Genomic DNA, 22209 nt, shown 5'->3' with positions numbered 1-22209 from the left:
AGCGAGCGCTTCTATCATCGATTTTGTTTAGGTTTACGTGTCAGACCCCTACGTCTTTGACGTTCTCCATCACCACAAAGGTGCTGGTTTGTAAAACGTGGGGCAAGGCTGAAATTTGTTCACCGAGAACTTGCCGGTATTCAGCCATGTTGCGGGTGCGGACTTTGAGCAGATAATCAAAGTTACCGGCAATCATGTGGCACTGCTCAACGGCGGAGATCTGGATGACAGCCTCGTTGAACGCGATGAGAGCGTGGCTGTTGGTATCGCTCAGTTTTACCTCAGTAAACGCGATGTGGCTTTGTTGCAATTTGGTGTGATTAACCAGCGCTGTATAACCGGTAATGTACCCTTGTTCTTCGAGCCGCCGCATACGCACCTGACAGGGTGTCTTGGACAGTCCAACCCGGGACGCCAACTCGGTGACGGTGACTCGAGCGTTCTTCTGCAATTCGCGAATGATTGAGTGATCAATCCGGTCCAGTTCCACGATCATTATCTCCTGCTGGGTACGCACCGGTCTGTTTGAACTTTTCCGTTTTTCATACGTAAAATTAAAGTAATTCCGAAATTTAGTTATCTAGGTTTTGGTTCTGCATCCATCAACGCCTGCAAAGCACCGATATTACGGCCACGCTTAAGTTCTGAAAGCGTGCTGTAATCAGGGTAAATAGTGGTGTTCACGTGTTCAGATCAGGCAGTTTAGCCTATCGAGCAGCGCTGCTTCAGAGTTTTTGCCATTTTTTACCTCCAAAAAAAGACAAATTGGCCTGTGAATTCCTTTTTTACAGTGAAAATTTTTTTGCTGTTCTCGGTAGAATGCGGGAACGGTGAGCAATACAAACAATGAAGACGAGGGTACAACCATGAGACCGCAGCAATCAGAGACTCCCGCAGTTGTCGACAGCCGACAGGCGATTCGTGATTACAATCTTGCGTTCGAGCATGTCGTGGTCCACGAGATGATTGTTGGCGCTCAGTTATCCCCGTCCGAGAGCAAGGCCATCTCTGCTAGAGCGGCCGATCTGGTTCGCGGCGTTCGGAAGAACGCCAAGCCCACCATCATGGAAAAATTCCTGGCCGAGTACGGGCTGACCACGAAAGAGGGTATTGCTCTCATGTGCCTGGCTGAGGCCATGCTGCGTGTGCCGGACGCTACGACTATTAATGATCTGATCGAAGACAAGATCACGTCCGGGTGCTGGGGTGACCATGTGGGCAGGGCCTCTTCCTCTTTGATAAACACGGCGACCATCGCCCTGCTGATGACCAGCAATCTGCTCAAGGATTCCGAGCGCAAAAACGTGGGCGAAACCCTCCGCAAGCTTCTGAAGCGCTTGGGTGAACCGGTGATTCGCACGGTGGCAGGCCAAGCCATGAAGGAAATGGGGCGGCAATTCGTTCTGGGGCGCGATATCAAAGAAGCCCAGAGCGCCGGTGAAGGCTACATGAAAAAGGGCTACACCTATTCTTATGACATGCTGGGAGAAGCTGCCCGCACGGATCACGATGCCCAGCGTTACTACAATGCCTACTCTGACGGGATTGACAGCATCGCCAAGCATTGCAGTGGTGACGTTCGCAAGAATCCGGGCATTTCTGTAAAGCTCTCTGCACTGCTTGCACGGTATGAGTACGGCAATAAAGAACGGGTCATGAAGGAGCTTGTGCCCAGGGCTATGCGACTGGTCAAAAAAGCGGCCGCCGCTAATATGGGCTTCAATATTGACGCGGAAGAGCAGGACCGGCTGGAACTCTCAATGGACGTCATTGAGGCTCTGCTGAGTGACCCTGAACTTGCAGGCTGGAATGGCTTCGGCGTCGTTGTGCAGGCTTACGGTAAGCGCGCGCCTTTCATGCTGGACTGGTTGTACGGAATTGCCAAAAAATACGATCGCCGGATCATGGTGCGACTGGTTAAAGGTGCCTACTGGGACGCTGAAATAAAGCGTGCCCAAGTCATGGGTCTGGACGGATTTCCTGTGTTTACCCGCAAGGCCTGTACTGATGTGTCGTTCCTGTCTTGTTCTACCAAATTGATGAACATGACGGATCGCATTTACCCTCAGTTCGCGACCCACAACGCGCACTCCGTGTCGGCGATTCTTGAGCTGGCCAGAGTTCGTGGTGAAGCTAACTTCGAGTTTCAGCGCCTGCATGGCATGGGTGAATCGCTGCACAGCCAGGTCATGGGAGATAGCGGCGTACCCTGTCGGATCTATGCGCCAGTAGGCCCTCATCACGAACTGCTGGCGTATCTGGTTCGTCGTCTGCTGGAGAACGGTGCCAACAGCTCCTTTGTAAATCAAATTGTGGATGAAGACATTTCGCCTGAAATGATCGCAAAAGATCCGATCGATCTGGTCAAGGAAATGGGTGACGACATTTCCAGCAAGGCGATTGTGCGTCCTGCCAGGCTTTTTGGTGAGAATCGTCGCAACTCCAAAGGCTGGGACTTGACTGATTCAGTCACTATCGAAGCCATCGACAAGGGCCGCGATGCTTACAGAGAGCACCATTGGAACGGCGGGCCGCTGATTGCGGGTGAGGTATCGGGCACCGAAGTACAGGTAGTTCGCAACCCGGCCAATCCGGAAGATTTGGTGGGTCATGTTACTCAGGCTAACGAAGCCGATATCGAAACCGCAATTTCTGCCGCGCAGAAAGGTTTTAAGTCCTGGTCTGCCACGCCCGCAGAAGAACGGGCCGCCTGCCTGCGTAGAGTCGCGGATCTTTATGAAGAGAACACCCTCGAGCTGTTTGCACTGGCCACCCGCGAGGCGGGTAAATCGCTGTCGGATGCAGTCGCTGAAATTCGCGAAGCGGTAGATTTTGCCCACTATTATGCCAACGAAGGCGTTCGCTATGAAAACAGCGGTGAAGCCATAGGCCCGGTGGTGTGTATCTCACCCTGGAATTTCCCGCTGGCTATTTTCACCGGTCAGATTCTGGCTAACCTGGTGGTGGGTAACGTCGTTCTGGCCAAGCCAGCCGAGCAAACGTCGCTGCTGGCCGCTCGAGCAGTAGAGCTGATGCACGAGGCAGGCATTCCCAAAGATGCGATTCAACTGGTGCCGGGCACCGGCGCTACGGTGGGTGCAGGCCTGACTTCGGATTCTCGTATAGCCGGCGTCTGTTTTACCGGTTCTACCAATACCGCCAAGATCATCGACAAGGCCATGGCCGAAAACATGGCACCGGATGCAGTCTTGGTGGCAGAGACCGGCGGCTTGAACGCCATGATTGTCGATTCCACCGCATTGCCGGAACAGGTCGTTCGTGATGTGCTGGCTTCTTCCTTCCAGAGTGCTGGCCAGCGTTGCTCTGCGCTGCGGATGTTGTATGTGCAGAAAGACATTGCAGATAGTCTGTTGAAAATGTTGTTCGGCGCTATGGAAGAGCTGGGTATTGGTGATCCGTGGATATTGTCTACAGATGTAGGCCCGGTCATTGATGAACCGTCTGCGAAGAAAATCATCGATCACTGCAAGAAGTTCGAGAACAAGAACCAGCTGCTGAAGAAACTGTCAGTGCCGCACAAAGGCAACTTTGTGTCTCCTGCGGTGATCAAAGTGAACGGTATTGCGGATCTGGAAGAAGAAATCTTCGGCCCGGTTCTCCATGTGGCTACTTTTGACGCGAAAGATATCGACAAGGTAGTGGATGACATTAATGCAAAGGGCTACGGCCTGACCTTTGGTGTTCACAGCCGGGTAGACAGCCGAATTGATCGTATCTCCCGTCGCATCAAGGTCGGTAACATCTACGTCAACCGGAATCAGATCGGTGCGGTCGTGGGTTCTCAGCCGTTCGGTGGCGAAGGTTTGTCGGGGACTGGTCCGAAAGCCGGTGGCCCGCAGTATGTGCGTCGATTTATGAAAGGTGAAACGGTTCAGCGGCCGGCAGAATCGGGCGGCAAGAAAGTGGATGCAAGAGCGCTGGAGAGTCTGATCGGCAAGCTTGGCAGAATGAACACCCAAGCGCCAAAAGCGCGGGTTGAGGCCATGCAGTCGGTTTTTGACAGTGTTCCGGAGCCACTTGACGCCCACGAAGAGGTAATGCCTGGGCCAACCGGTGAAAGCAATATCCTGACCAATCACGCCCGTGGCACGGTGCTGTGTCTTGGCCCGGATAAAGAAACAGCGATCGAACAGATGGTTATGGCTTTGGCACAAGGCAACAAAGCCGTGGTGGTTGCGCCGGGTGTCAGTGATACCGTAGATCGCGCTGCCAAAGCGGGTTTGCCGGTGGTTGGTGTGGAAGGCCAGCTGGAGCCAGATGCTCTTGAAACCGTTAAGGGCTTCGAGGCCGTGACCAGCTGTGGCGAGCACTCAGTGCTGAAACCTTACCGCCAGGCGCTGAGAAAGCGCGATGGTGCGCTGCTGCCACTGATAACCGAGCATAAACTTGATCAGCGGTACGTGATTGAGCGCCACCTGTGTATTGACACAACGGCTGCTGGCGGCAATGCCAGCCTGATCGCTGCGTCTGAGTAAGCAATCTCGTCATAAGGCTCGGGTGACCCTTGGAAGGGCCCCGCGCCCGGCAATGCAAAGACCTAGACCGGCTCCGCTGCGATCTCCCGCAAGGCTGTGACCAGCGTTTCCGGTTCCTGGGCACCAGAAATCATATATTTGCCATTAACGATATAGGCAGGCACGGCTGAGACCCCAGCTTGCTGGTATTTAGCCTCGTCTTGTCTTACCTCATCGGAATACCGGTTTGATGTAAGAACCTCTCGGGCTTCAGAACCGTTCAAGCCAATCTGCTCCACGCATTGAACAAGAACGTCCGCCTGGGCGATGTTTTCGGCGCGGCCGAAATAGGCTTCGAAAAATGCTTGTTTCATCGCCGTCTGCTTGTTGTGCTGCCCAGCCCACTTCACCAATCGATGAGCATCAAAAGTATTGCGGGTATAGCGTTCCTGCAGTTTTTCGAAATTCAGGCCGAGGCTGTGGGCGACGTCTATCATCTGGGCCTGATTTGCCCTCATTTCGTCTTCATTGCGCCCATATTTTCGGCTCAGCGCCGGGAGTATCGGTTCGCCGTCGCCTGATGGGTCCGGGTTGAGCTCGAAAGCGTGCCATTCGATGGCAAAATCCATTTCGTTTTTCAGTTGGTCCATGGCATTTTCCAGCCGTGCATAGCCAATTGCACACCACGGGCAGGCGATGTCTGACACAATATCAATCGTTACGTGTTTCATGGAAAGTTCCTCCAGTTTCTGTTCAGATTTGATTCTGACCCAAAACAGCGTGAAGATAAAATCGTGGCCCGACAATCATTGATTCGAAAATTGCTCCGCCGCCTTACCGGGTTCCTTGCCGGCTGTGTGCTGTTTGTGTTGTTGGTGATACTGTTGTTCCGATTCGTGAATCCGCCGACTTCTGCGTTTGTGTTGGCTTATCTGGTGACAGATACAAACCCTGAGCTTCAGCAAAAGTGGGTGGCGCTATCGGATATTTCCCCGTGGATGCCGCTGGCGGTGGTTGCCAGCGAAGATCAGCGATTCCCTGAACATCATGGCGTCGATTTTGCCGCTATCCGCCAAGCCGTTTCAGAGCACAAGAGGGGGCAGGGCCTGCGTGGCGCCAGCACGATCACTCAGCAAACCGCTAAAAACCTGTTCCTCTGGAATGGTCGCAGCTTTGTTCGCAAGGCTCTGGAGGCCGGCTTGGCGATTGCCATTGATGCACTTTGGCCGAAGCGCAGAATCCTTGAGGTTTACCTGAATATTGCGGAATTTGGCCGCGGGGTTTACGGCGTGGAAGCGGCCAGCAGGCGGTATTTCGGTATTCCAGCCAGCCAGTTGTCGCAAACGCAGGCTGCCAAGCTTGCGGCGGTTCTTCCGAACCCGAAAGTGCTCAGTGCCGCACAACCTTCAGCCTATGTATGGGGTCGGATTGCGTGGATCCGGGGCCAAATGGAACAGTTGTCCGGGCTGCAATACCTGCGCGGGCTAGACGACTAATCAGTACCAGGGCTTCCCTAAAGAGGGCCTCAGGTTTTTACGGGAGCACCAAACCAGCCTCCTGATTTATCGCTTCTCTGTGAAGCAACACTCTACCATCCCGAACAGACGCTAAAACCGGATGCTGTCCCAGCAAAACCTCATAAGGCGTCTGCCCCTGAAGTACAACGCACCGTGCCGGTAGCCCTGTGGCAATGCCATACTCTTTCAAGTTCATGGCGGCTGCACCGTTGTCGGTGATCAGTTCCAGGCAGCGATCGATCCGGCTCATGCCCAGCATGTGACAGGCGTGCAATCCCACATCAAGAGTGCGCAGAAGGTTGCCATTGCCCATGGGGTACCAGGGGTCGCGGATGGAGTCCTGGCCGAAGGCGACTTTCAGGCCGGCGTCCAGCAGTTCGGGGACGCGGGTGATGCCGCGGCGCTTTGGATAGCTGTCGAACCGGCCCTGCAGGTGCAGGTTCTCTGTCGGCATGCAGAGGAATCGCAGGCCGGATTTTTTCAGCAACCGAAACAGCCGGCTGCAGTAGGCGTCGTTGTAGGAGCCCATGGCACAGGTGTGGCTGGCGGCAACCCGGGAGCCGTAATCCAGCCGCAGGGCTTCAGCGGCGAGCACTTCCAGAAACCGAGATTCGGGATCATCGATTTCGTCACAGTGAACGTCGACCAGCAGGTCGTGTTTGTGGGCGAGCTCCATCAGCCAGCGAACGGATTCGGTGCCGTAATCCCGCGTGAACTCAAAGTGAGGAATGCCCCCAACCACATCGGCACCAAGGCGTATGGCTTCTTCCATCAGTTCGCGGCCGTTCGGGAAAGACCAGATACCTTCCTGGGGAAAGGCCACAATTTGTAAGTTGACAAAACCGGCTACCAGCTCGCGCACTTCCAGCATGGCCTTGAGCGCGGTCAGGCTCGGGTCGGTTACGTCGACATGGGTACGGACATACTGGATGCCGTGGGCCGCGAACATTTTTAACGTTCGGGTGGCCCGGTTAATAACATCCTGACGGCTCAGGGTAGCCTTGCGTTCCGCCCAGCACTCGATGCCTTCGAATAGAGTGCCGCTCTGATTCCAGCGGGGTTCGCCTGCGGTCATCGAAGCGTCCAGATGAATGTGAGGTTCCACGAAGGCCGGGGTGACCAGATTGCCGGCAGCATCCAGTTCGCTGTCTGTACCCGCTACCAGCTCGGGTTGGACGATGATTTCGGCGAAACGGCCATTGGCGATGGTGAGCCGGTGCAGGCCCTCCTGGCCTTGTAAGCGGGCGTTTACGATGGCACTTAATGTTTTCGTCATGGTGTCTCCGGGTGATCGCTCGGTGCGGTTATGGCTGTAACAGCAAATGAGCCATTAACCGTATTTTGAAGTGGTCTGTGGAGTCAGTTTCCCCAGGCAGATTGTGGCTCAGTTGGTTCATTCGATTGCGCACGGTGTTTCTATGGCAGCCAAGTGTTTGCGCCATGGCGAGCTGGTTACCCCGGCACGCAATCCAGGCGTTTAGTAGGTCTGCGGAACCGGCCAGGGTATCGGCATCGAACGTATGCCCAGCGGCCTGTTCGGACCAGACGATGGCCCTGCCAACCGTTTCGCTAACCGCCACCATAGGCAAGGAATAGGGCTGCTCGAACAGCGGGATGGCCAGGTCATCGGCCAGTTTGCACAGAGTGTTCGGTAGGTGGCCGATATACGCATCGCCGGTGAGTACCACCAAGCCTGATATAGCGCACTCTTTGCCCTCGTACAGGCATTCCGCCAGGTTCTCGGGACTGCGATGCCGGCTGATACCGGTGACAAACACCAGCTCGCCGCCTTTTACCCAGCTTTTGAACGAGCGGTTTTCCGCCACGTAAGGCCAGCGCACCGGGTTTTTTGCCGCCGCGCTCCCGCCCCGGAGCCGAATGGCGCCCAGGCCGGGAAGTTTGGGGATTTCGTCGCATCGCAGTGGCACTTACGCGGCACCCATAAGTTGGGCCCGGCGCTCGCGCACGCCCTGGCTGACCACCAGAATCACGCTGTAACTCAGGGCGGCCACAAGAACACCCACAATGGGCGCGATCCAGGGCGACGTGTATGCCGCAGCCGAACCAATGGCATAGGCAGCAAGGCCGGTTACGTTAAAAGCGGGCAGCGTCACCTCACCCAGAGCCGGGTACTGGCGCTTATAGCCAACAAAATAGCTGGCCATGATCACCCCGCCAATGGGTGGAATAAACGTACCTAGCAATATCAGGAAGGGAATCAGCCATTCATACATGCCCATGACGGCCAGCACGGTGCCAATGGAAGCACCGGCAATCGTTACCAGTTTGCGCCGACGGGTACGCACCAGGTTGCAGCCTGCAATGGCAAAGTTATAAACGGTGTTGTCTTGCGTGGTCCAGAGGTTCAGGAACAGCATCAGGATACCGAGCGTTGCCAGACCTTGGGTCACCATGATGTCGACAATATCAGCTTGCTGATACACCAGGGCTCCAAAGGCACCGATCAGGGTCATCAGACCGTTGCCAAGGAAGAAGGCCAGCAACGTAGCAAATACGGCGGTCTTTCCGGATTTAGCGAAGCGGGTCCAGTTAGTTGCCTGGGTGCCGCCGCTGACAAAAGTTCCGAACACCAGAGTGATGGCGGCGGCGACGGTCATGTTGTCGGTTGGGGTAATGGTCAGCAAGCCTGAAAGGCCACCGGCATCAGAGGTGGCGATGGTCATACTGACGGCGACCAGAATGATCATCGCGGGCACGGCAATGCGTGACAGCCACTCCAGGCCACGGTAGCCAATAAAAGCGGTTATGCAGAAGCCGAAACCGAACACGACCATCAACGGTGTCGTCAGGCTTTCTGGCAGGCCTGTCAATTTTACCAGAAGGATGGCCATGGTCGCAGTGCCCCAGGCGTACCAGCCAATTTGAGTGAAGCCGAGGATAATGTCCGAAAGCTTACTGCCTATTTCACCAAAGGTGAAACGGCTCATCAGTGCAGTATTCAAACCGGTTTCCGCGGCAATGTAGCCCAGCACGGCGGCGTAGGTTCCGAGCAGCAGATTACCTGCGGCCAGAATTAGCAGCATGGTTGAGAAGTCAAACGCGACGCCCACACTGCCACCGGCCCACATGGTCGCGGTGAAAAAGGTGAAACCAAGAAGAACCAGCCCCATGGACCAGACGCTTTTGCGTTGATCCATAGGCACCGGGCTTAAAGGATAGTCCTGCTCTTTTGGGGTTGCCTGCGTGGTCATGGCGATCTCTCCGTATCGTGAGTAAACACGTTGATTGTTGGCAACCTTCGTGCCAGAGCCGGTTTAGGCAGGGATAGGCACCGGAAATCTGCGGAGGCGTTGTGCAAAATGCACAATCGGGTGTCGCTGTACGTGTTTTTCAGGATTGATGTGCGCCTCATCGGTGCAGTTTTTGTGGTAAATGACGGCAATGGTGCGAGGGTGTACAGCTGTTTAAGGCTTGGATTGAAATCGTGAAAGGCATTAACTTCACCCCCTAATGTGGCGAGTTGTTTATGAAGCCTGAGGGTTTTCAGGTTTGGTAGCCCCTAGCCATGGATTAAAATCCTGAGGTATCGGGATAGATCTATTTTTCATAAAAAATGCCCTGCTTGGTAACAGATCTGGATCTTTCAAAATTGAGCTCTAATATCTTTGTCTGTATAAAAGTTAATCAATTTAAGCTGATCGTCAGAATCCGCCACCGTCAAGTGTCCGTAAACATAGCAGTAATTAACTGAAGCAGAACAGAGGATGATGACGTGAAAAAAACAGGAATCGTACAGTCGTTTGTAATTTCTTCGCTGATGTTGGGCGCTGCAGTCGTTGCCTTGCCAGCTTTCGCTGAAAATCATGCGATGGGCAAAATGGATAAAATGAATATTGTAGAAAAAGCGGTAGAGACAGACAGCCTGAGTACGTTGGTTGCTGCGGTCAAAGCAGCCGGCTTGGTAGAAACGCTTTCCGGAGAAGGTCCTTTCACAGTATTTGCACCCACCAACGAAGCGTTTGCGAAACTGCCCGCAGGCACCGTCGAAACATTGTTGAAACCAGAGAATAAAGAACAACTCCAATCGATTCTGACCTATCACGTGTTGGCGATCGAAGCGCCTGCTGCGGCAGCCATTAAGATGGTTCAGGATGGTGGTGGATCGGCATCAATAGTCACGGTTCAGGGCGGCGAGCTTACGTTCAGCCTGCAGGGTGACTCGTTGATGATCGAGGACTCAGCAGGAAATATGGCCACAGTGGTGGCGGCAGATTTGATGCAGTCTAATGGCGTAGTGCACGTGATTGATACGGTGCTGATGCCGTAGTTCCAGAACTGAAAGAGACTGAATAGAAAAAAGACGGCCTTTGCGGCCGTCTTTTTTTTGGTTAAGAATAATATTGGTTTTTTCTTAACCGACAGTCAGGCATCGTGACGGACCACTTTGCAGAAGGGCGATTGCATCAGATGTCTGTCAGCAGGATTGTGACCCAACCATGACGGCCTATTTCATTCAGGCGTTTATTTACCTTTTGGCTGCGGTGATTGCAGTGCCTTTGGCAAAGCGCTGCGGCCTGGGCTCGGTACTTGGTTACCTGGTTGCTGGCGTGGTGATCGGGCCGGTTACGGGTCTGGTGGGACAGGAAACCAGCACTATTCAGCATTTTGCGGAATTCGGTGTTGTCATGATGCTATTTCTGATCGGTATGGAAATCGATCCGAAAACGCTTTGGGCCATGAGGGTTCGCTTATTGGGGCTCGGCGGTCTTCAGGTTACGTTGACGGCGGCCGCAGGTATGGCTGGGGCCTGGTGGTTTGGGCTTCAGTGGCAGACGGCCCTGGCCGTTGGCCTTATTTTCGCGCTGTCGTCTACGGCCATTGTGCTGCAAACCCTGGACGAGAAAGGGCTGTCGAAGACGGAAGGCGGCCGCAATACATTTTCTGTGTTGCTGTTCCAGGACATCGCCGTTATTCCCATGCTAGCCCTGATTCCGCTGTTGGCATTGCCAGGATTGAAAGGTAATTCCACCTCTGGGTCCATCCAAGACGCGGGCCTGAGCCTGGTGGCTGGCCTTCCGGGCTGGGCTCATGCCCTTGTTGTTGTCGGCGCGGTGGCTGCCGTCATTGTTGGCGGCTATTATCTGAGCCGCCCGTTGTTTCGTTATGTGGTGAAGTCCGGGTTACGAGAGGTTTTCACCGCCACGGCGCTGATGTTGGTTATTGGTATTGCGGCACTCATGAGTGTTGTTAACCTCTCGCCCGCCTTGGGGGCTTTTCTGGCAGGTGTAGTTTTGGCCAACAGCGAGTTTCGCCACGAGCTGGAAGCCAACATCGAGCCGTTCAAAGGTCTGTTGCTGGGTCTGTTTTTTATTACTGTGGGTGCTGGAATTAACTTCGAGGTGTTGCTGGCCGAGTGGGGCGCCATCGTTTCTTTGGGCGCGGCGGTTATTGCGGTCAAGGCGCTTATTCTATTTGCGCTTGCGAAGATGTTCGGGATTCACAGCAGCAACGGCTGGCTATTTACTCTGGGGTTGGCGCAGGCAGGTGAGTTCGGTTTTGTGTTGCTCACCTACAGTGTGCAAAGCGATGTAATTCCACTAGAAATTTCCCAGATTCTTTCTCTGGTTGTCGCGCTGTCTATGTTCCTTACACCTCTGTTGTTTATCGTTTACGACCGTATTGTGCTGCCGCGTTACCGACGCTCACAAAACGATGACAGGGATGCTGACACCATTGACGAGCAAGCCCCTGTTATCGTGGCTGGCGTGGGGCGGTTTGGGCAGATCGTCTGCCGTTTACTGCGGGCTAACAGCGTTCCCATCGTCGTGCTCGACCATGAGTTCGAGCAGATTGAAAATGTTCGACGAATCAACATCAAGAGTTTTTTTGGGGATGCCAGTCGTCCCGATTTGCTGGAAAAAGCGGGTATTGAACAGGCACGTCTGTTGATTGTGGCGATTGATGATCGAGACCGCGCTGTGGCAATGGTGAAGCATGTGAAGAAGTTCTTCCCGGGTGTGTGGGTACTGGCGCGTGCCTTCGACCGTGGCCATGGATATCAGCTTCTGGAGGCGGGTGCTGATGATGTGATGAGCGAAACCTATCACTCTGCTCTGGAATTGGGTGGCTATGCGCTTACGGCGATGGGCGTGCACCCCATGCGGGCAAAACAGATGACCTGGGCATTCGTTGAAAATGAGCGGGCCCACGACGCAGAGTTATTTGAAGCCTGGAAAGAAATCGAGGAAGGCATTAACTTCAGCCCCCGCTATGGCGAGCTTTTCATGAAGCTCGAAGAAGCGTTGAGCACTTCCATGCAGGGGGACTGGGAAGCACCAAAGCCTGGGGATGTTCCTGTATGGACGCCCCCAGGTGAGGATTAAAAGCCCGAAACATCTCCACATGAACCTGACAGAAAAACGTTAGCGTGCTCGCTCAGTGCCGTTTGCGGAAATTATTGATCGCTCCCTGGAGCCATCCCTTCGCGGTCGCCAGTGAATGTTTGCCCTCAAGCAACCCACGCAAATGGTTCAGTTGTTGCTCGAACATACCGGTACCTTTCAGATCATCGGGTGTTTCGTTGGGACCAAGGGGCAGGATGTTTTCGAGATAGGTCCCCTCCAGAAACAGGCGCAGCAGGCCCTCGCCGAGAACGGCCTCGTCATTGTTCAGTGTGCGTGTTGCCCGTAGCAGGCGGCGGATATCGTATTGGCCCGGGTAAATGTCCGGTACCTGCTTCTTGATGCCCAGCAGGCTGTAAACACCGATGCGTGCCGTACGCACGGAACTTTCGAGGGTAAACACCACGTCGTTATGGGTTTCAACGAATTGGCCGAGGCAGGCGAGGTTGGTAGAGCCTGCCGGCACCGCCCAAGGGCGGTCTCCCTGAGCACGGGGCATGAATTGAGCGGTGATATAGGGCATCAGCGCGGAACGTACTATGGTCGCGGCCATGACGTCGCCGACCTGATCGATCAGCCCGAGGTGATAGCACAGTTCGGTCAGGATTTCCTCGCCGGTGCATTCCGGCATAGGTTTTTTCACATAATCGCCGGGCTTGTCCATGAACAGCCCATAAACCCAAGGCACGATTACGTCAGAGGGCTGGTCCAGAAAGTGTGGCTGGCGGTTGACGGTCAGGCTCATCAGCCAGGCGGAGTCAGTGAAGGTCACGACGCCGCCGGTTACGGTTTTTCCGGAATAGGGGTCGTTGACCGCCAGTTCCTTGATCTTCTCGGTCAGGGGGGAGGGTTTGCACGTCAGTGTTGCCGATTCCCAGGTTGAGCTCGGTACGTCGGCACAGAATTTCTCGGGTCGCCCGAAGTCGGGGGATTTTTCGGCGAGCTTTTTCCAAAGCTGCCAGCTTGAGCCGATCCGCGGATCTGGCTGGTTCACCTGCAGTTTGGGCTCTGTGTCATCCGTTCCGTAGGCGGTGTCTTCGACGATTGAGCCGATGGTTACGAATACCAGGTCACGCGGTCGTACCTTGATGGTCTTTTCGCCATCAGTGGTGCGGCAGAGAATCGCAGTGGTGGTTTTGGATTCGCCTCGGATATCCATCTCCAGGTCACGCACAACGGTGTCGTACTGAACGTTAACACCTTGCGCTATCAGCCAGCCCATCAACGGGCGCACAAAGCTGTCATATTGGTTGTACTTGGGAAAAACGAGGGCGGTCATATCATTCAGGCCGTCCAGAAGGTGCAGGAAACGGTGCATATATAGCTTCATTTCAAGCACGGAATGCCAGTTCTGGAAGGCGAACATGGTGCGCCACAATGTGTAGAAGTTGCTGTTCAGGAAGCCTTCACTAAACCATTCTTCAACCGTAATGTCGTCCAGATCTTCCTTGCGAGCTAGAAAAAGCCTAGCCAGTTCAACCTGTTGCAGGCGGCTGAGGCCCATGGTTGCGGAGTCACGGATCTGGCCCTGTTTTTCCAGAAGCCGGGCTTTTGACCAGTTCTTGTCGGCGTCGTTAACGATCCGGTATTCGTCGAGTACGGTGAAGGGTGCTGGCAGCTCGAGTGCCGGTATTTCCGAGAAAACGTCCCAGAAGTTCTGGTAAGTCGCTTCCATTTCGCGGCCACCGCGGACGATGTAGCCTTCCTCGGCATTGCCCGCGCCGTCCAGTGCGCCTCCCTCGACCTTTTGGGACTCGAGAATGGTGATATTCTCTGCCGGCATGTGACCGTCACGAACCAGAAAAAAAGCTGCGCACAGACCGCCGATCCCACTGCCAATAATGTAGGCATGGCGTTTGTCGACGCCTTCGGTTGGCAGCGGGCGATGATTGACATAGCTCCCATGCAGATCCGCAGGTGGCAATGGGGTATCCACGCCATTGTGCAAGTGCCGGGACGAGGCGTCCGGAGATACCTCCACCGTTTGCTCTGCCATGGCGTCAATGTGGGTTTTCAGGCGTGAGGTATCGAAACGGGGTGGGTTACGGCGGGGCATGTTGTTCTCCTTCCTTGAACGGCTGCGTGCGGCCAGCGGTCTTATGGGTCAATCGGAAATTTCTTCTGAAAACTCCAGCCGATACGGCTCCGTCAGCCGGTACACCCAAGCCGATTTGCCATCTTCCGGGGTTCATTATACGCGCTTGTAGCGTACACCCCGCCGCCCAACGTGATCCAGTGCTCGGAATTCGTCGGCATTCACTGTGACAACGAGCCCGTATTGTTCTGAGTCCGGCGATTGACCAAAGCAACAGGGAAAACCAGTACAGATTTTTGACTTGCATCAGGTTTTCCCGTCATCGTTCTTGAATCGTTTGTTTGTGTCTTTATGGCAATGCGATTTCGACGCTGGCTGCGTTAGAGTTTACTCATCAAGCGCTGATAAGAATCCCGCTAATTATCATAGGAGAGACTTGTTTATGAGTACCTACAAAGTGATCAATTTGGTGAGACACCTCAAGGGAAAACCGGGACCGGAGCTGTTCGAGGTGGTGGAAAAAACCGTGCCGGAACCTGGCGACGGCGAGTTTCTGGTCAAGCAAGCTTTCATGTCTATGGACCCGGCCATGATGGGTTGGATGACAGGCGACACCGACAGCTACATCCCGCCGGTGGAACTTGGGACGGTGATGCGTTCATCCGGCGTTGGTGAGGTGGTTGCATCCAGGCACGCTGATTTTGCCGTGGGCGATCAGGTGATAGGAATGTTCGGCTGGCAGGAAATGGCTCTGACCGACGGCAAAGGCATCAACAAGGTGGATAAAAAAATACCACCGGAAATGGCGCTGGCGGTGTTTGCACTGCCGGGGCTGACCGCCACTCAGGGGCTGTTCGGCTGTGGCCATCCCAAGTCGGGTGAAACGCTGGTAGTGTCCGGAGCGGCTGGCTCGGTCGGCTCGATTGTTGGCCAGCTGGCCAAAGCTGAAGGCCTGCGGGTTATTGGTGTCGTTGGCAGCCAGGAGAAAGCGGACTGGATTGTTAACGAGCTTGGTTTCGACGGTGCCGTGAATTATAAGACCGACGACCTGAACGCGAAACTGGATGAACTGGTGCCGAGTGGCATTGATGTGTATTTCGAAAACACCGGTGGCCCGATTCAGCACTGCGTGTTCGACCGCATGAATGCGCACGGCCGTATTGTGGTGTGCGGGATGATTGCCGATTACACCGCCGAAACCCCACGCCCTGGCCCAAGCTGGATGCGTATCATCAAAAAGCGCCTGACCATTCAAGGCTTCACTATGCCTGACCACATGCACAAGGCGCAGGAGCTGCAAGCTAAACTGGCCCCTTACGTTCAGAACGGCGATATCAAATATCGAACCCACGTTCTGGAGGGACTGGAGTCGGCTATGGACGGCCTGAACCTGTTCCTGAGCGGTGGTAACAAGGGCAAGTTGATGGTGAAGATCTAGTGTTTCTTTTCAATTAAAAGCAAGGAGATTGAAATGAAAGCTGCTCGTTTTTATGACAAAGGGGATATCCGGATTGAAGATATCCCCGAACCGACGATAGAACCCGGCACTGTGGGCATAGATGTAGCCTGGTGCGGTATCTGTGGTACCGATTTGCATGAATTTATGGAGGGGCCCATCTTTATTCCGCCGTGCGGCCACCCCCATCCGGTCTCAGGGGAATCTGCGCCAATAACAATGGGGCATGAGTTTTCAGGTGTGGTTTATGCTGTTGGTGACGGTGTAGACGATATTGAAATCGGTCAGCACGTTGTGGTTGAACCTTATATTATTGCGGATGATGTAGACACGGGCCCGGGTCAGAGTTACCAGTTGTCCAAAAACATGAACTTTATTGGCCTTGGTGGCAACGGTGGCGGCTTATCCGAAAAAATCGCAGTCAAGCGTCGCTGGGTGCATCCGATTTCTGCCGCCATTCCCCTCGATCAAGCCGCTTTGATTGAACCTCTTACGGTTGGCTATCATGCGTTTGTTCGCAGTGGCGCTAAGGCCGGTGATATTGCTCTGGTTGGCGGTGGCGGGCCTATTGGCCTGTTATTGGGGGCTGTGTTAAAGGCTAAGGGTATAACCGTTATCCTCACGGAGTTGAGCGCAAAGCGTAAGGAAAAAGCGAAAGAAACCGGCGTTGCGGATTATGTTTTGGATCCCTCCGAAGTCAACGTAACCGAAGAGGTTATGAAAATTACCAAAGATCGGGGTGTGGATGTTTCTTTTGAGTGCAGCAGCATCAATGAAGTGCTGGATACGCTGGTAGAGACGACAAAACCGGGCGGGACCGTTGTTATTGTATCGATTTGGAGCCACCCAGCGACGGTGAATGTACACAGCGTTGTGATGAAAGAACTGGACGTGCGTGGAACCATTGCTTACGCAAACAACCATGCAGAAACCATTAAGCTGGTAGAGGAAGGCAAAGTTAATTTGGAACCTTTCATTACCCAACGAATTAAACTTGATGATTTGGTGGCTGAAGGTTTCGAGAGGCTGATTCACAACAATGAGTCAGCCGTGAAGATCATTGTTCAGACATAACAGACGTCGTTATATAAGAAATTCACAGTTATTTAGATCGTATGAAAATTGCTGAAAGCTTTGGTTAAAGCTAAGTTATAGCTAATAAGTATAGGGGCTATAACCTAGCTTTTTTTAAGCGCTCACACGCTGTCTTTCTGCATTATAAAGACTCGGCATACATCAACCGCTCAGGCGGCGCGGATGAAGTCCCGTAACCGCGGCGCAATGGATTCGCGCCATTTACTGCCGTTGAAGACGCCGTAATGGCCAACGTCTGGTTGCAGGTGATGCAGTCGGCGGGAGTCTGGTACATTGACGCACAGATCTTGCGCGGCCCGGGTTTGTCCGGGGCTCGAAATGTCGTCTTTCTCACCTTCGACAGTCATCAGAGCTGTGTTACGAATAGCAGCCGGGTTCACCAGGCGCCCGCGGTGTTTGAAACAGCCCCGGGCTAGATGAAATTCCTTAAAAACGCGTTCTATGGTGTCGAGATAATAGGTGGCTGGTAAATCCATTACCGCCAGGTACTCGTTATAGAACTCACGGTGACGGCTGACCTTCTCGGTCTCGTTGTCGCGAATGGATCTGAACAGCCCGCGATACGCATCAACGTGGCGGTCGAAATTCATGTTTACAAACCCGGTCAGCTGAAGAAATCCGGGGTAAACCTTGCGCATGGCTCCGGGGTAGGGTGCGGGTACCGAGTGAACCAGATTGCGCTTGAACCACGCCAGATTGTGTTGGGTGGCCACTTTACACGGCGCGGTGGGGTCAACCCGACCGTCGACGGGGCCGCTCATCAACGTCAGCGAGCGAGGTGCGGCGGGGTGGCCATCCTCGGCCATGATGGCGGTGGCTGCAAGCACTGGCACCACTGGTTGGCAGACGGCCAGTACGTGGGTGTCTGGCCCCAGGTGGGCAATGAAGTCAATGACGTAGTCGATGTAATCATCAAGGCCAAAATCGCCTTTTGACAGCGGAACCTTGCAGGCATCGCGCCAGTCGGTAATGTACACGTCATGATCCGGCAACATGGCCTCCACGGTGCCGCGCAAGAGCGAGGCAAAGTGGCCGGACAGCGGCGCGACGATCAGCAGTTTTGGGTCATCGGGCCGCGCTACGTCACGTTGGAAGTGTTTGAGCTGCGCAAACGGTTTGCGGCATAAGATGGCTTCATGAACGTCGACTTGCTGGCCGTCACAGAGGGTTGTAGGCAGATTGAAAGCCGGTTTCGAGTAACGACGGGTGAGATCTCCGAACACATCGTAAGCCGAGGCAATGCTGCGTGAACCGGGAATGCGGGATAAGGGGCTCAGGCGGTGTTGGAGCAAGGTGCTATGGGCGCTGGTGACCATGCGCATAGGCTTCATCGCAGCGCGGCCTATCTCGTGAACAAAGTACATCATGTGTTTGTCCTGCTTGAGTTCTGGGTTGCGGTATTATCGAGCAGATTTCTTGGCTCATACACCACCCGATGGTCATTTTCTGGGCGTTGCCCCGGTAAAAGTACGGTTTGGACAGCGTCTGTGCCCCGGTGATTCTTGGGGGAGTAGTCACTAATAACCTAGCATATTTTGTTGGGTAGTAAGCAAATTTTGTGCCCACTACGGGTTTTACGGGCACGCCTTTTCTACCCATCAGTTTGTACGGTAATCACGCCATAGAAGAATCAGCAATGCCACGGCTGCCATTGCGCCAACGAAGACGGAGAAGATAATACCGGTTGCCTTAAGGCTGAGCAGGCTGGCCATCAAGCCGATGCCAATCACCGGTACTGAGATGGCGATGTAGGCAACAATAAAGAAGGTTGAGGTTACCGCGGCGCGTTCCGCCGGCGGACAAGCAGCGTTTATAGCGCCCAGGCCGGCGCGAAAAGCGATTCCCTGGCCCATGCCAGCGATGACTGCACCGGCCATGAACAGGGTGAGCGACTGAGAATAGATACCGAGCGCTACGGGCGTCACGCCAGCAACGAGCGTGGCGCACCCGATGGGTAAACGCTGGCGCAGCGGCAGTTTATCCTGCAGGAACTGGCCGAGTGTTGAGGCAATAAAGATACTGCCCGCTACAACGCCGACCAATAGACGGTTATCATAGCCCAGCACATTGCCCATCATCGCTGGCGCTATCGAGGTGAAGAAGCCACAAACCGCAAAACCAGCAAAGCCCGCGATGGCGGCGGGCACAAACACACCGCGTACTTCCGGGGGCACATTCAGGCGCTGAAGTGACAGCTTTGGCTGAGTTGGTCTTGTTACGGTTTCGGGGGCTCGCCAGATGCAGATGAATGCCAGAAGGGCAAGCGCGATGTGTATCAAGTAGGTTAATTGCAGTGGAGAGGGCAGGTATTGTGAAAGTGCGCCCGCAAGCATAGGGCCAAGGCCCAATCCGCCCATATTCGCGGCGGTGGCAAAAAATGTGGCCCGCTCACGCCAGTGCGGTGGTGCCAGTTCCAGCACGGCCACGGTCGCGGTGCCGGTAAAAATACCTGCCGAGAGCCCGGATAGGACACGGCCCACAAGAATCATTACTAGCCCGTCGGCCTGCCAGAATACCAAATCGCTGATAATCGAACACGCGATGCCGGCAAACAGCAACGGCCGGCGCCCTAGCTGATCAGACCAGCGCCCGGTGATGACCAGCGCTGCAATGACGCCGAAGGCGTACGCGGCAAAAATAATGGTAATCATCAACTGGGAAAACCCGAAAGCATCCTGATAGATGGGGTAAAGCGGAGTTGGCATGGTGGTACCGATCATCACCACGCTGAATGCGAAGGCGGCGCCGAGAAATACCAGAAATGCTGACAAGCTATGAGGGTCTGTGTTCGTCGTTGATGATTGCATAATGGTCTAGTGAAGGTTTCGAAAGGTTGATTCGCAACAAAGAATTAGCGTGAGGAGCATTGTACATAGGTCGCAGAAGCCCCTCTATGAATGGAAGCCGGGTTTTAGCGTTTTTTTAACGCAGCACGCCCCGCGGGCAAAGAACCTCTTGACTACTTTTGGTCCAACCAATAAGATTCATTATAAATAAATGTTAAAGATCGCAGTCAAGGTGCAATCCAATGGTTCAATCATTTAAAGACGTATTCAAAGGAAAAAAAGCCGAGTCAGTGCAAGCTGATTCAGCTCAGCACTTTGACCCAAAAGCACAAGAAGAAGCCGCTGTTGACGCCGAGATGGCGCCCAAAAAGAAAGGTAAGCACGGCGACCCGGGCGTTTGCTGTGGTTCTTGCTCGTAAGCCGATAGCGGTATCGCTTTTTGAATGACTAAGGGTGCAAAAGCGCGCGCGAACTGTTTGCACCTTCTTGATGTTAGGGCCGCTATCTTTAACGCAGCGAAATTTAACGCACTCCGGTTAAGTCGGGGCTGATTTATTTCGGCCGATGCATCTGAAATTTTTGCGACGCGTTCACTGCAAAGTAGTCCGCCGGTCCGCCGCCGCGAAGAATGGGTTCGCCCGCTGCCGTATCGTAAACGCCTTCCCGCAGCAGATGTTGCGCTATGTGCACGCCCACCACCTCGCCGAACACCATCCAGGTATCGACTTTCTGGCCGTCGACGCCTGCCAACTGAATAATCTGCGTGACCCGACATTCAAATGTTACCGGGCTTTCCGCCACGTGCGGCACAGAGATAATCCGCGAAGGCTTCGGTGTCAGCCCTGAAAGAGCGAACTCATCGACGTCAGGTCCTACAGCGACGCAGGTTTGGTTCATGGCTTCGGCCAGAGGACGAGTCGCCAGATTCCAGCAAAACTCACCGGTTTCTTCCGCATTACGCACGGAGTCTTTGTAGCCGACGCTGGAGAATCCGACGATTGGGGGAACATAGTTGAAGGCGTTGAAGAAGCTATAAGGCGCAAGATTAAGCGCGCCGTCACGGCTTTTCGTAGAAATCCATCCAATCGGCCTCGGGGCCACCAGGGCATTGAATGGGTCGTGTGCAAGTCGGTGACCTTTGGCGGGTTCGTAGAAGTGTATATCTTCGGGCATAACAAACTCCTGACAACAAACTCGTGCTTTACGCATGGGTGTAACCAGACCACCGTTAGGAGTGGCCGGTTAAACCAGGCGTCCGTATTAGAATTCCAGGCAGATCTTTCCGAAGTGCTTGCCGGATTCTTCATGGCGAAAAGCCTCAGCGATTTCCTCCAGCGCAAAAGACCGGTCAAGAATCGGGTGCATGCCGTTCACTTCAATCGCGCGAATCATTTCTTGCTGATGGGTTCGGCTGCCCACAATCAAGCCTTGCAGTCGAGCCTGCTTCGCCATCAGTTTTGCGGTGGGAATATCGCCAGCCCGGCCGGTCAGTACGCCTATAAGCGCGATATGGCCGCCAATGCGAACGGCATCGATGGATTCCGGAAGAGTGCCAGGGCCACCTACTTCGATAACGTGATCAACACCCACGCCGTTTGTCAGCTCTTGGACTCGCGCGCCCCAAGCCGGCGTTGTTTTGTAATTGATGGTGTGATCTGCACCCAGCGCTGTTAGCCGTTCCAGTTTTTCGTCTGAAGACGACGTGGAAATAACTCGCGCGCCCATCAACTTGGCGAACTGCAGTGCAAACACAGACACCCCACCGGTGCCCAGCGTGAGCACGGTATCGCCTGCTTTTAAACCACCATTAACGACCAGTGCTCGCCATGCTGTTAAACCAGCAGTGGTCAGGGTGGCTGCTTCAGCATGGGTATAGCCCTTGGGTGCGTGGGTAAACCAGTTGGTTGAGCGCACGACCTGTTCGCGAGCGTAACCATCCTGGCCGTCACCGGGCGTGGTGCTGAAATTATCAATGGGGGCAGATCCATTCAACCACTCAGGGAAAAAGGTTGACACCACATGGTCGCCAATCTTGAATTCGCTGACACCTTCACCGATGGCCTGCACAACGCCCGCGCCATCCGCCATGGGGATGCGTTGGTCTTCGGTTGGGATGGCCCCAACAACCACTGCATAATCGTGATAGTTAAGAGAGCAGGCATGAATGCGGACCCGCATTTGGCCAGGCCCTGGCGCACCGGGTTCCGCGCTATTGTTAAGGCTAAGGCGTTCCAGGCCGCCGGGGCTTGAAAGGGTAATGCTTTTCATATTAATGGCCTTTGATTGCTGCTGCGGGTGTCGTCTTTGAGCCTGAAGCTTACTGAAGTCTTTTGGCTAATGATAATGAACACGTGTACCGCGGGAGCCAGCAGAGAGTTTTCCTGTTTACGCACCTTAAATGCGCCAAACAACATCGTATTTTCCACCATCTACTATATATCCCGCTCGATAACCGTGTTAAAACCATTTTCCCCCGACAGCAA

General features: G+C 54.2%; 17 protein-coding genes. 7 read left to right on the top strand and 10 right to left on the bottom strand.

All coding sequences use genetic code 11. The annotated features are described in order from the left end of the window. Positions 1-40: 40 nt before the first annotated feature. Complete coding sequence (locus tag MRBBS_RS13910) at positions 41-496, bottom strand: Lrp/AsnC family transcriptional regulator (protein WP_014872187.1); 456 nt, start codon at positions 494-496, stop codon at positions 41-43. Positions 497-866: 370 nt separating this feature from the next. On the opposite strand from MRBBS_RS13910, the gene putA reads away from it, so the two are divergent. Then, on the top strand, positions 867-4496 hold the full coding sequence (gene putA / locus MRBBS_RS13905) for a bifunctional proline dehydrogenase/L-glutamate gamma-semialdehyde dehydrogenase PutA (protein ID WP_014872185.1): 3630 nt from the start codon (positions 867-869) through the stop codon (positions 4494-4496). 62 nt (positions 4497-4558) lie between these two features. Here putA and MRBBS_RS13900 read toward each other — a convergent pair whose 3' ends face one another. Continuing rightward, entirely contained in the window at positions 4559-5206 is a 648-nt protein-coding gene (locus tag MRBBS_RS13900) for a DsbA family oxidoreductase (protein ID WP_014872184.1), read from the bottom strand. Positions 5207-5269: 63 nt separating this feature from the next. Between MRBBS_RS13900 and mtgA the strand changes: the two genes are divergently transcribed. Next, positions 5270-5971 (top strand): monofunctional biosynthetic peptidoglycan transglycosylase, encoded by a 702-nt coding sequence (mtgA, locus tag MRBBS_RS13895; protein ID WP_014872183.1) that lies wholly within the window; start codon positions 5270-5272, stop codon positions 5969-5971. Positions 5972-6008: 37 nt separating this feature from the next. On the opposite strand, the gene codA is transcribed toward mtgA, so the two are convergent. Genes codA through codB form a run of 3 tightly spaced genes read right to left on the bottom strand, consistent with a single transcriptional unit; the run spans position 6009 to position 9204 of the window. Then, complete coding sequence (gene codA / locus MRBBS_RS13890) at positions 6009-7268, bottom strand: cytosine deaminase (RefSeq protein WP_014872182.1); 1260 nt, start codon at positions 7266-7268, stop codon at positions 6009-6011. A gap of 28 nt (positions 7269-7296) precedes the next feature. Further along, positions 7297-7920 carry a PucR family transcriptional regulator gene (locus tag MRBBS_RS13885; protein WP_014872181.1) on the bottom strand — a complete coding sequence of 208 codons (624 nt, stop codon included), beginning with the start codon at positions 7918-7920 and terminating at the stop codon, positions 7297-7299. After that, positions 7921-9204, bottom strand: a complete 1284-nt coding sequence (gene codB / locus MRBBS_RS13880; RefSeq protein WP_014872180.1) for a cytosine permease — start codon at positions 9202-9204, stop codon at positions 7921-7923. It abuts the gene before it with no gap. A gap of 617 nt (positions 9205-9821) precedes the next feature. On the opposite strand from codB, the gene MRBBS_RS13875 reads away from it, so the two are divergent. Both MRBBS_RS13875 and MRBBS_RS13870 read left to right on the top strand, forming a co-directional pair. After that, the gene (locus MRBBS_RS13875) at positions 9822-10280 is read left to right on the top strand and encodes a fasciclin domain-containing protein (protein WP_413540187.1); all 459 of its coding nucleotides are present in this window, start codon (positions 9822-9824) and stop codon (positions 10278-10280) included. A gap of 169 nt (positions 10281-10449) precedes the next feature. Then, positions 10450-12336 carry a monovalent cation:proton antiporter-2 (CPA2) family protein gene (locus MRBBS_RS13870; protein ID WP_014872177.1) on the top strand — a complete coding sequence of 629 codons (1887 nt, stop codon included), beginning with the start codon at positions 10450-10452 and terminating at the stop codon, positions 12334-12336. A 52-nt stretch (positions 12337-12388) separates the two neighbouring features. On the opposite strand, the gene MRBBS_RS13865 is transcribed toward MRBBS_RS13870, so the two are convergent. Further along, positions 12389-14410, bottom strand: a complete 2022-nt coding sequence (locus tag MRBBS_RS13865) for an oleate hydratase (RefSeq protein ID WP_014872176.1) — start codon at positions 14408-14410, stop codon at positions 12389-12391. A 421-nt stretch (positions 14411-14831) separates the two neighbouring features. Between MRBBS_RS13865 and MRBBS_RS13860 the strand changes: the two genes are divergently transcribed. Together MRBBS_RS13860 and MRBBS_RS13855 are read left to right on the top strand one after the other, a co-directional pair. Further along, the gene (locus MRBBS_RS13860; RefSeq protein ID WP_014872174.1) at positions 14832-15827 is read left to right on the top strand and encodes an NADP-dependent oxidoreductase; all 996 of its coding nucleotides are present in this window, start codon (positions 14832-14834) and stop codon (positions 15825-15827) included. 33 nt (positions 15828-15860) lie between these two features. Further along, positions 15861-16919, top strand: coding sequence for a 2,3-butanediol dehydrogenase (locus tag MRBBS_RS13855; RefSeq protein ID WP_014872173.1), 1059 nt, complete (start codon positions 15861-15863; stop codon positions 16917-16919). Between the two features lie 170 nt (positions 16920-17089). On the opposite strand, the gene MRBBS_RS13850 is transcribed toward MRBBS_RS13855, so the two are convergent. Both MRBBS_RS13850 and MRBBS_RS13845 read right to left on the bottom strand, forming a co-directional pair. Further along, positions 17090-18307, bottom strand: coding sequence for a polyhydroxyalkanoate depolymerase (locus MRBBS_RS13850; RefSeq protein ID WP_014872172.1), 1218 nt, complete (start codon positions 18305-18307; stop codon positions 17090-17092). 231 nt (positions 18308-18538) lie between these two features. Beyond that, positions 18539-19711, bottom strand: coding sequence for an MFS transporter (locus MRBBS_RS13845; protein ID WP_014872171.1), 1173 nt, complete (start codon positions 19709-19711; stop codon positions 18539-18541). Positions 19712-19968: 257 nt separating this feature from the next. On the opposite strand from MRBBS_RS13845, the gene MRBBS_RS19115 reads away from it, so the two are divergent. Continuing rightward, positions 19969-20145: a CCGSCS motif protein gene (locus tag MRBBS_RS19115; RefSeq protein ID WP_014872170.1), complete on the top strand. Its 177-nt coding sequence runs from the start codon at positions 19969-19971 to the stop codon at positions 20143-20145. 133 nt (positions 20146-20278) lie between these two features. On the opposite strand, the gene MRBBS_RS13840 is transcribed toward MRBBS_RS19115, so the two are convergent. Both MRBBS_RS13840 and MRBBS_RS13835 read right to left on the bottom strand, forming a co-directional pair. Continuing rightward, positions 20279-20899 carry a flavin reductase family protein gene (locus MRBBS_RS13840; protein ID WP_014872169.1) on the bottom strand — a complete coding sequence of 207 codons (621 nt, stop codon included), beginning with the start codon at positions 20897-20899 and terminating at the stop codon, positions 20279-20281. A gap of 87 nt (positions 20900-20986) precedes the next feature. Continuing rightward, positions 20987-21994 (bottom strand): zinc-dependent alcohol dehydrogenase family protein, encoded by a 1008-nt coding sequence (locus tag MRBBS_RS13835; protein WP_014872168.1) that lies wholly within the window; start codon positions 21992-21994, stop codon positions 20987-20989. Positions 21995-22209 lie beyond the last annotated feature (215 nt).

This window comes from Marinobacter sp. BSs20148, assembly GCF_000283275.1.
Classification (GTDB): Bacteria; Pseudomonadota; Gammaproteobacteria; order Pseudomonadales; family Oleiphilaceae; genus Marinobacter; species Marinobacter psychrophilus.
This window is presented reverse-complemented; position numbering and strand designations above follow the sequence as displayed.

Coding starts and splice junctions, on each gene's coding strand:
- MRBBS_RS13910 (WP_014872187.1), bottom strand. CDS start 496: ATGATCGTGGAACTGGACCGGATTGATCACTCAATCATTCGCGAATTG.
- putA (WP_014872185.1), top strand. CDS start 867: ATGAGACCGCAGCAATCAGAGACTCCCGCAGTTGTCGACAGCCGACAG.
- MRBBS_RS13900 (WP_014872184.1), bottom strand. CDS start 5,206: ATGAAACACGTAACGATTGATATTGTGTCAGACATCGCCTGCCCGTGG.
- codA (WP_014872182.1), bottom strand. CDS start 7,268: ATGACGAAAACATTAAGTGCCATCGTAAACGCCCGCTTACAAGGCCAG.
- codB (WP_014872180.1), bottom strand. CDS start 9,204: ATGACCACGCAGGCAACCCCAAAAGAGCAGGACTATCCTTTAAGCCCG.
- MRBBS_RS13875 (WP_413540187.1), top strand. CDS start 9,822: ATGGGCAAAATGGATAAAATGAATATTGTAGAAAAAGCGGTAGAGACA.
- MRBBS_RS13870 (WP_014872177.1), top strand. CDS start 10,450: ATGACGGCCTATTTCATTCAGGCGTTTATTTACCTTTTGGCTGCGGTG.
- MRBBS_RS13865 (WP_014872176.1), bottom strand. CDS start 14,410: ATGCCCCGCCGTAACCCACCCCGTTTCGATACCTCACGCCTGAAAACC.
- MRBBS_RS13860 (WP_014872174.1), top strand. CDS start 14,832: ATGAGTACCTACAAAGTGATCAATTTGGTGAGACACCTCAAGGGAAAA.
- MRBBS_RS13855 (WP_014872173.1), top strand. CDS start 15,861: ATGAAAGCTGCTCGTTTTTATGACAAAGGGGATATCCGGATTGAAGAT.
- MRBBS_RS13850 (WP_014872172.1), bottom strand. CDS start 18,307: ATGATGTACTTTGTTCACGAGATAGGCCGCGCTGCGATGAAGCCTATG.
- MRBBS_RS19115 (WP_014872170.1), top strand. CDS start 19,969: ATGGTTCAATCATTTAAAGACGTATTCAAAGGAAAAAAAGCCGAGTCA.
- MRBBS_RS13840 (WP_014872169.1), bottom strand. CDS start 20,899: ATGCCCGAAGATATACACTTCTACGAACCCGCCAAAGGTCACCGACTT.
- MRBBS_RS13835 (WP_014872168.1), bottom strand. CDS start 21,994: ATGAAAAGCATTACCCTTTCAAGCCCCGGCGGCCTGGAACGCCTTAGC.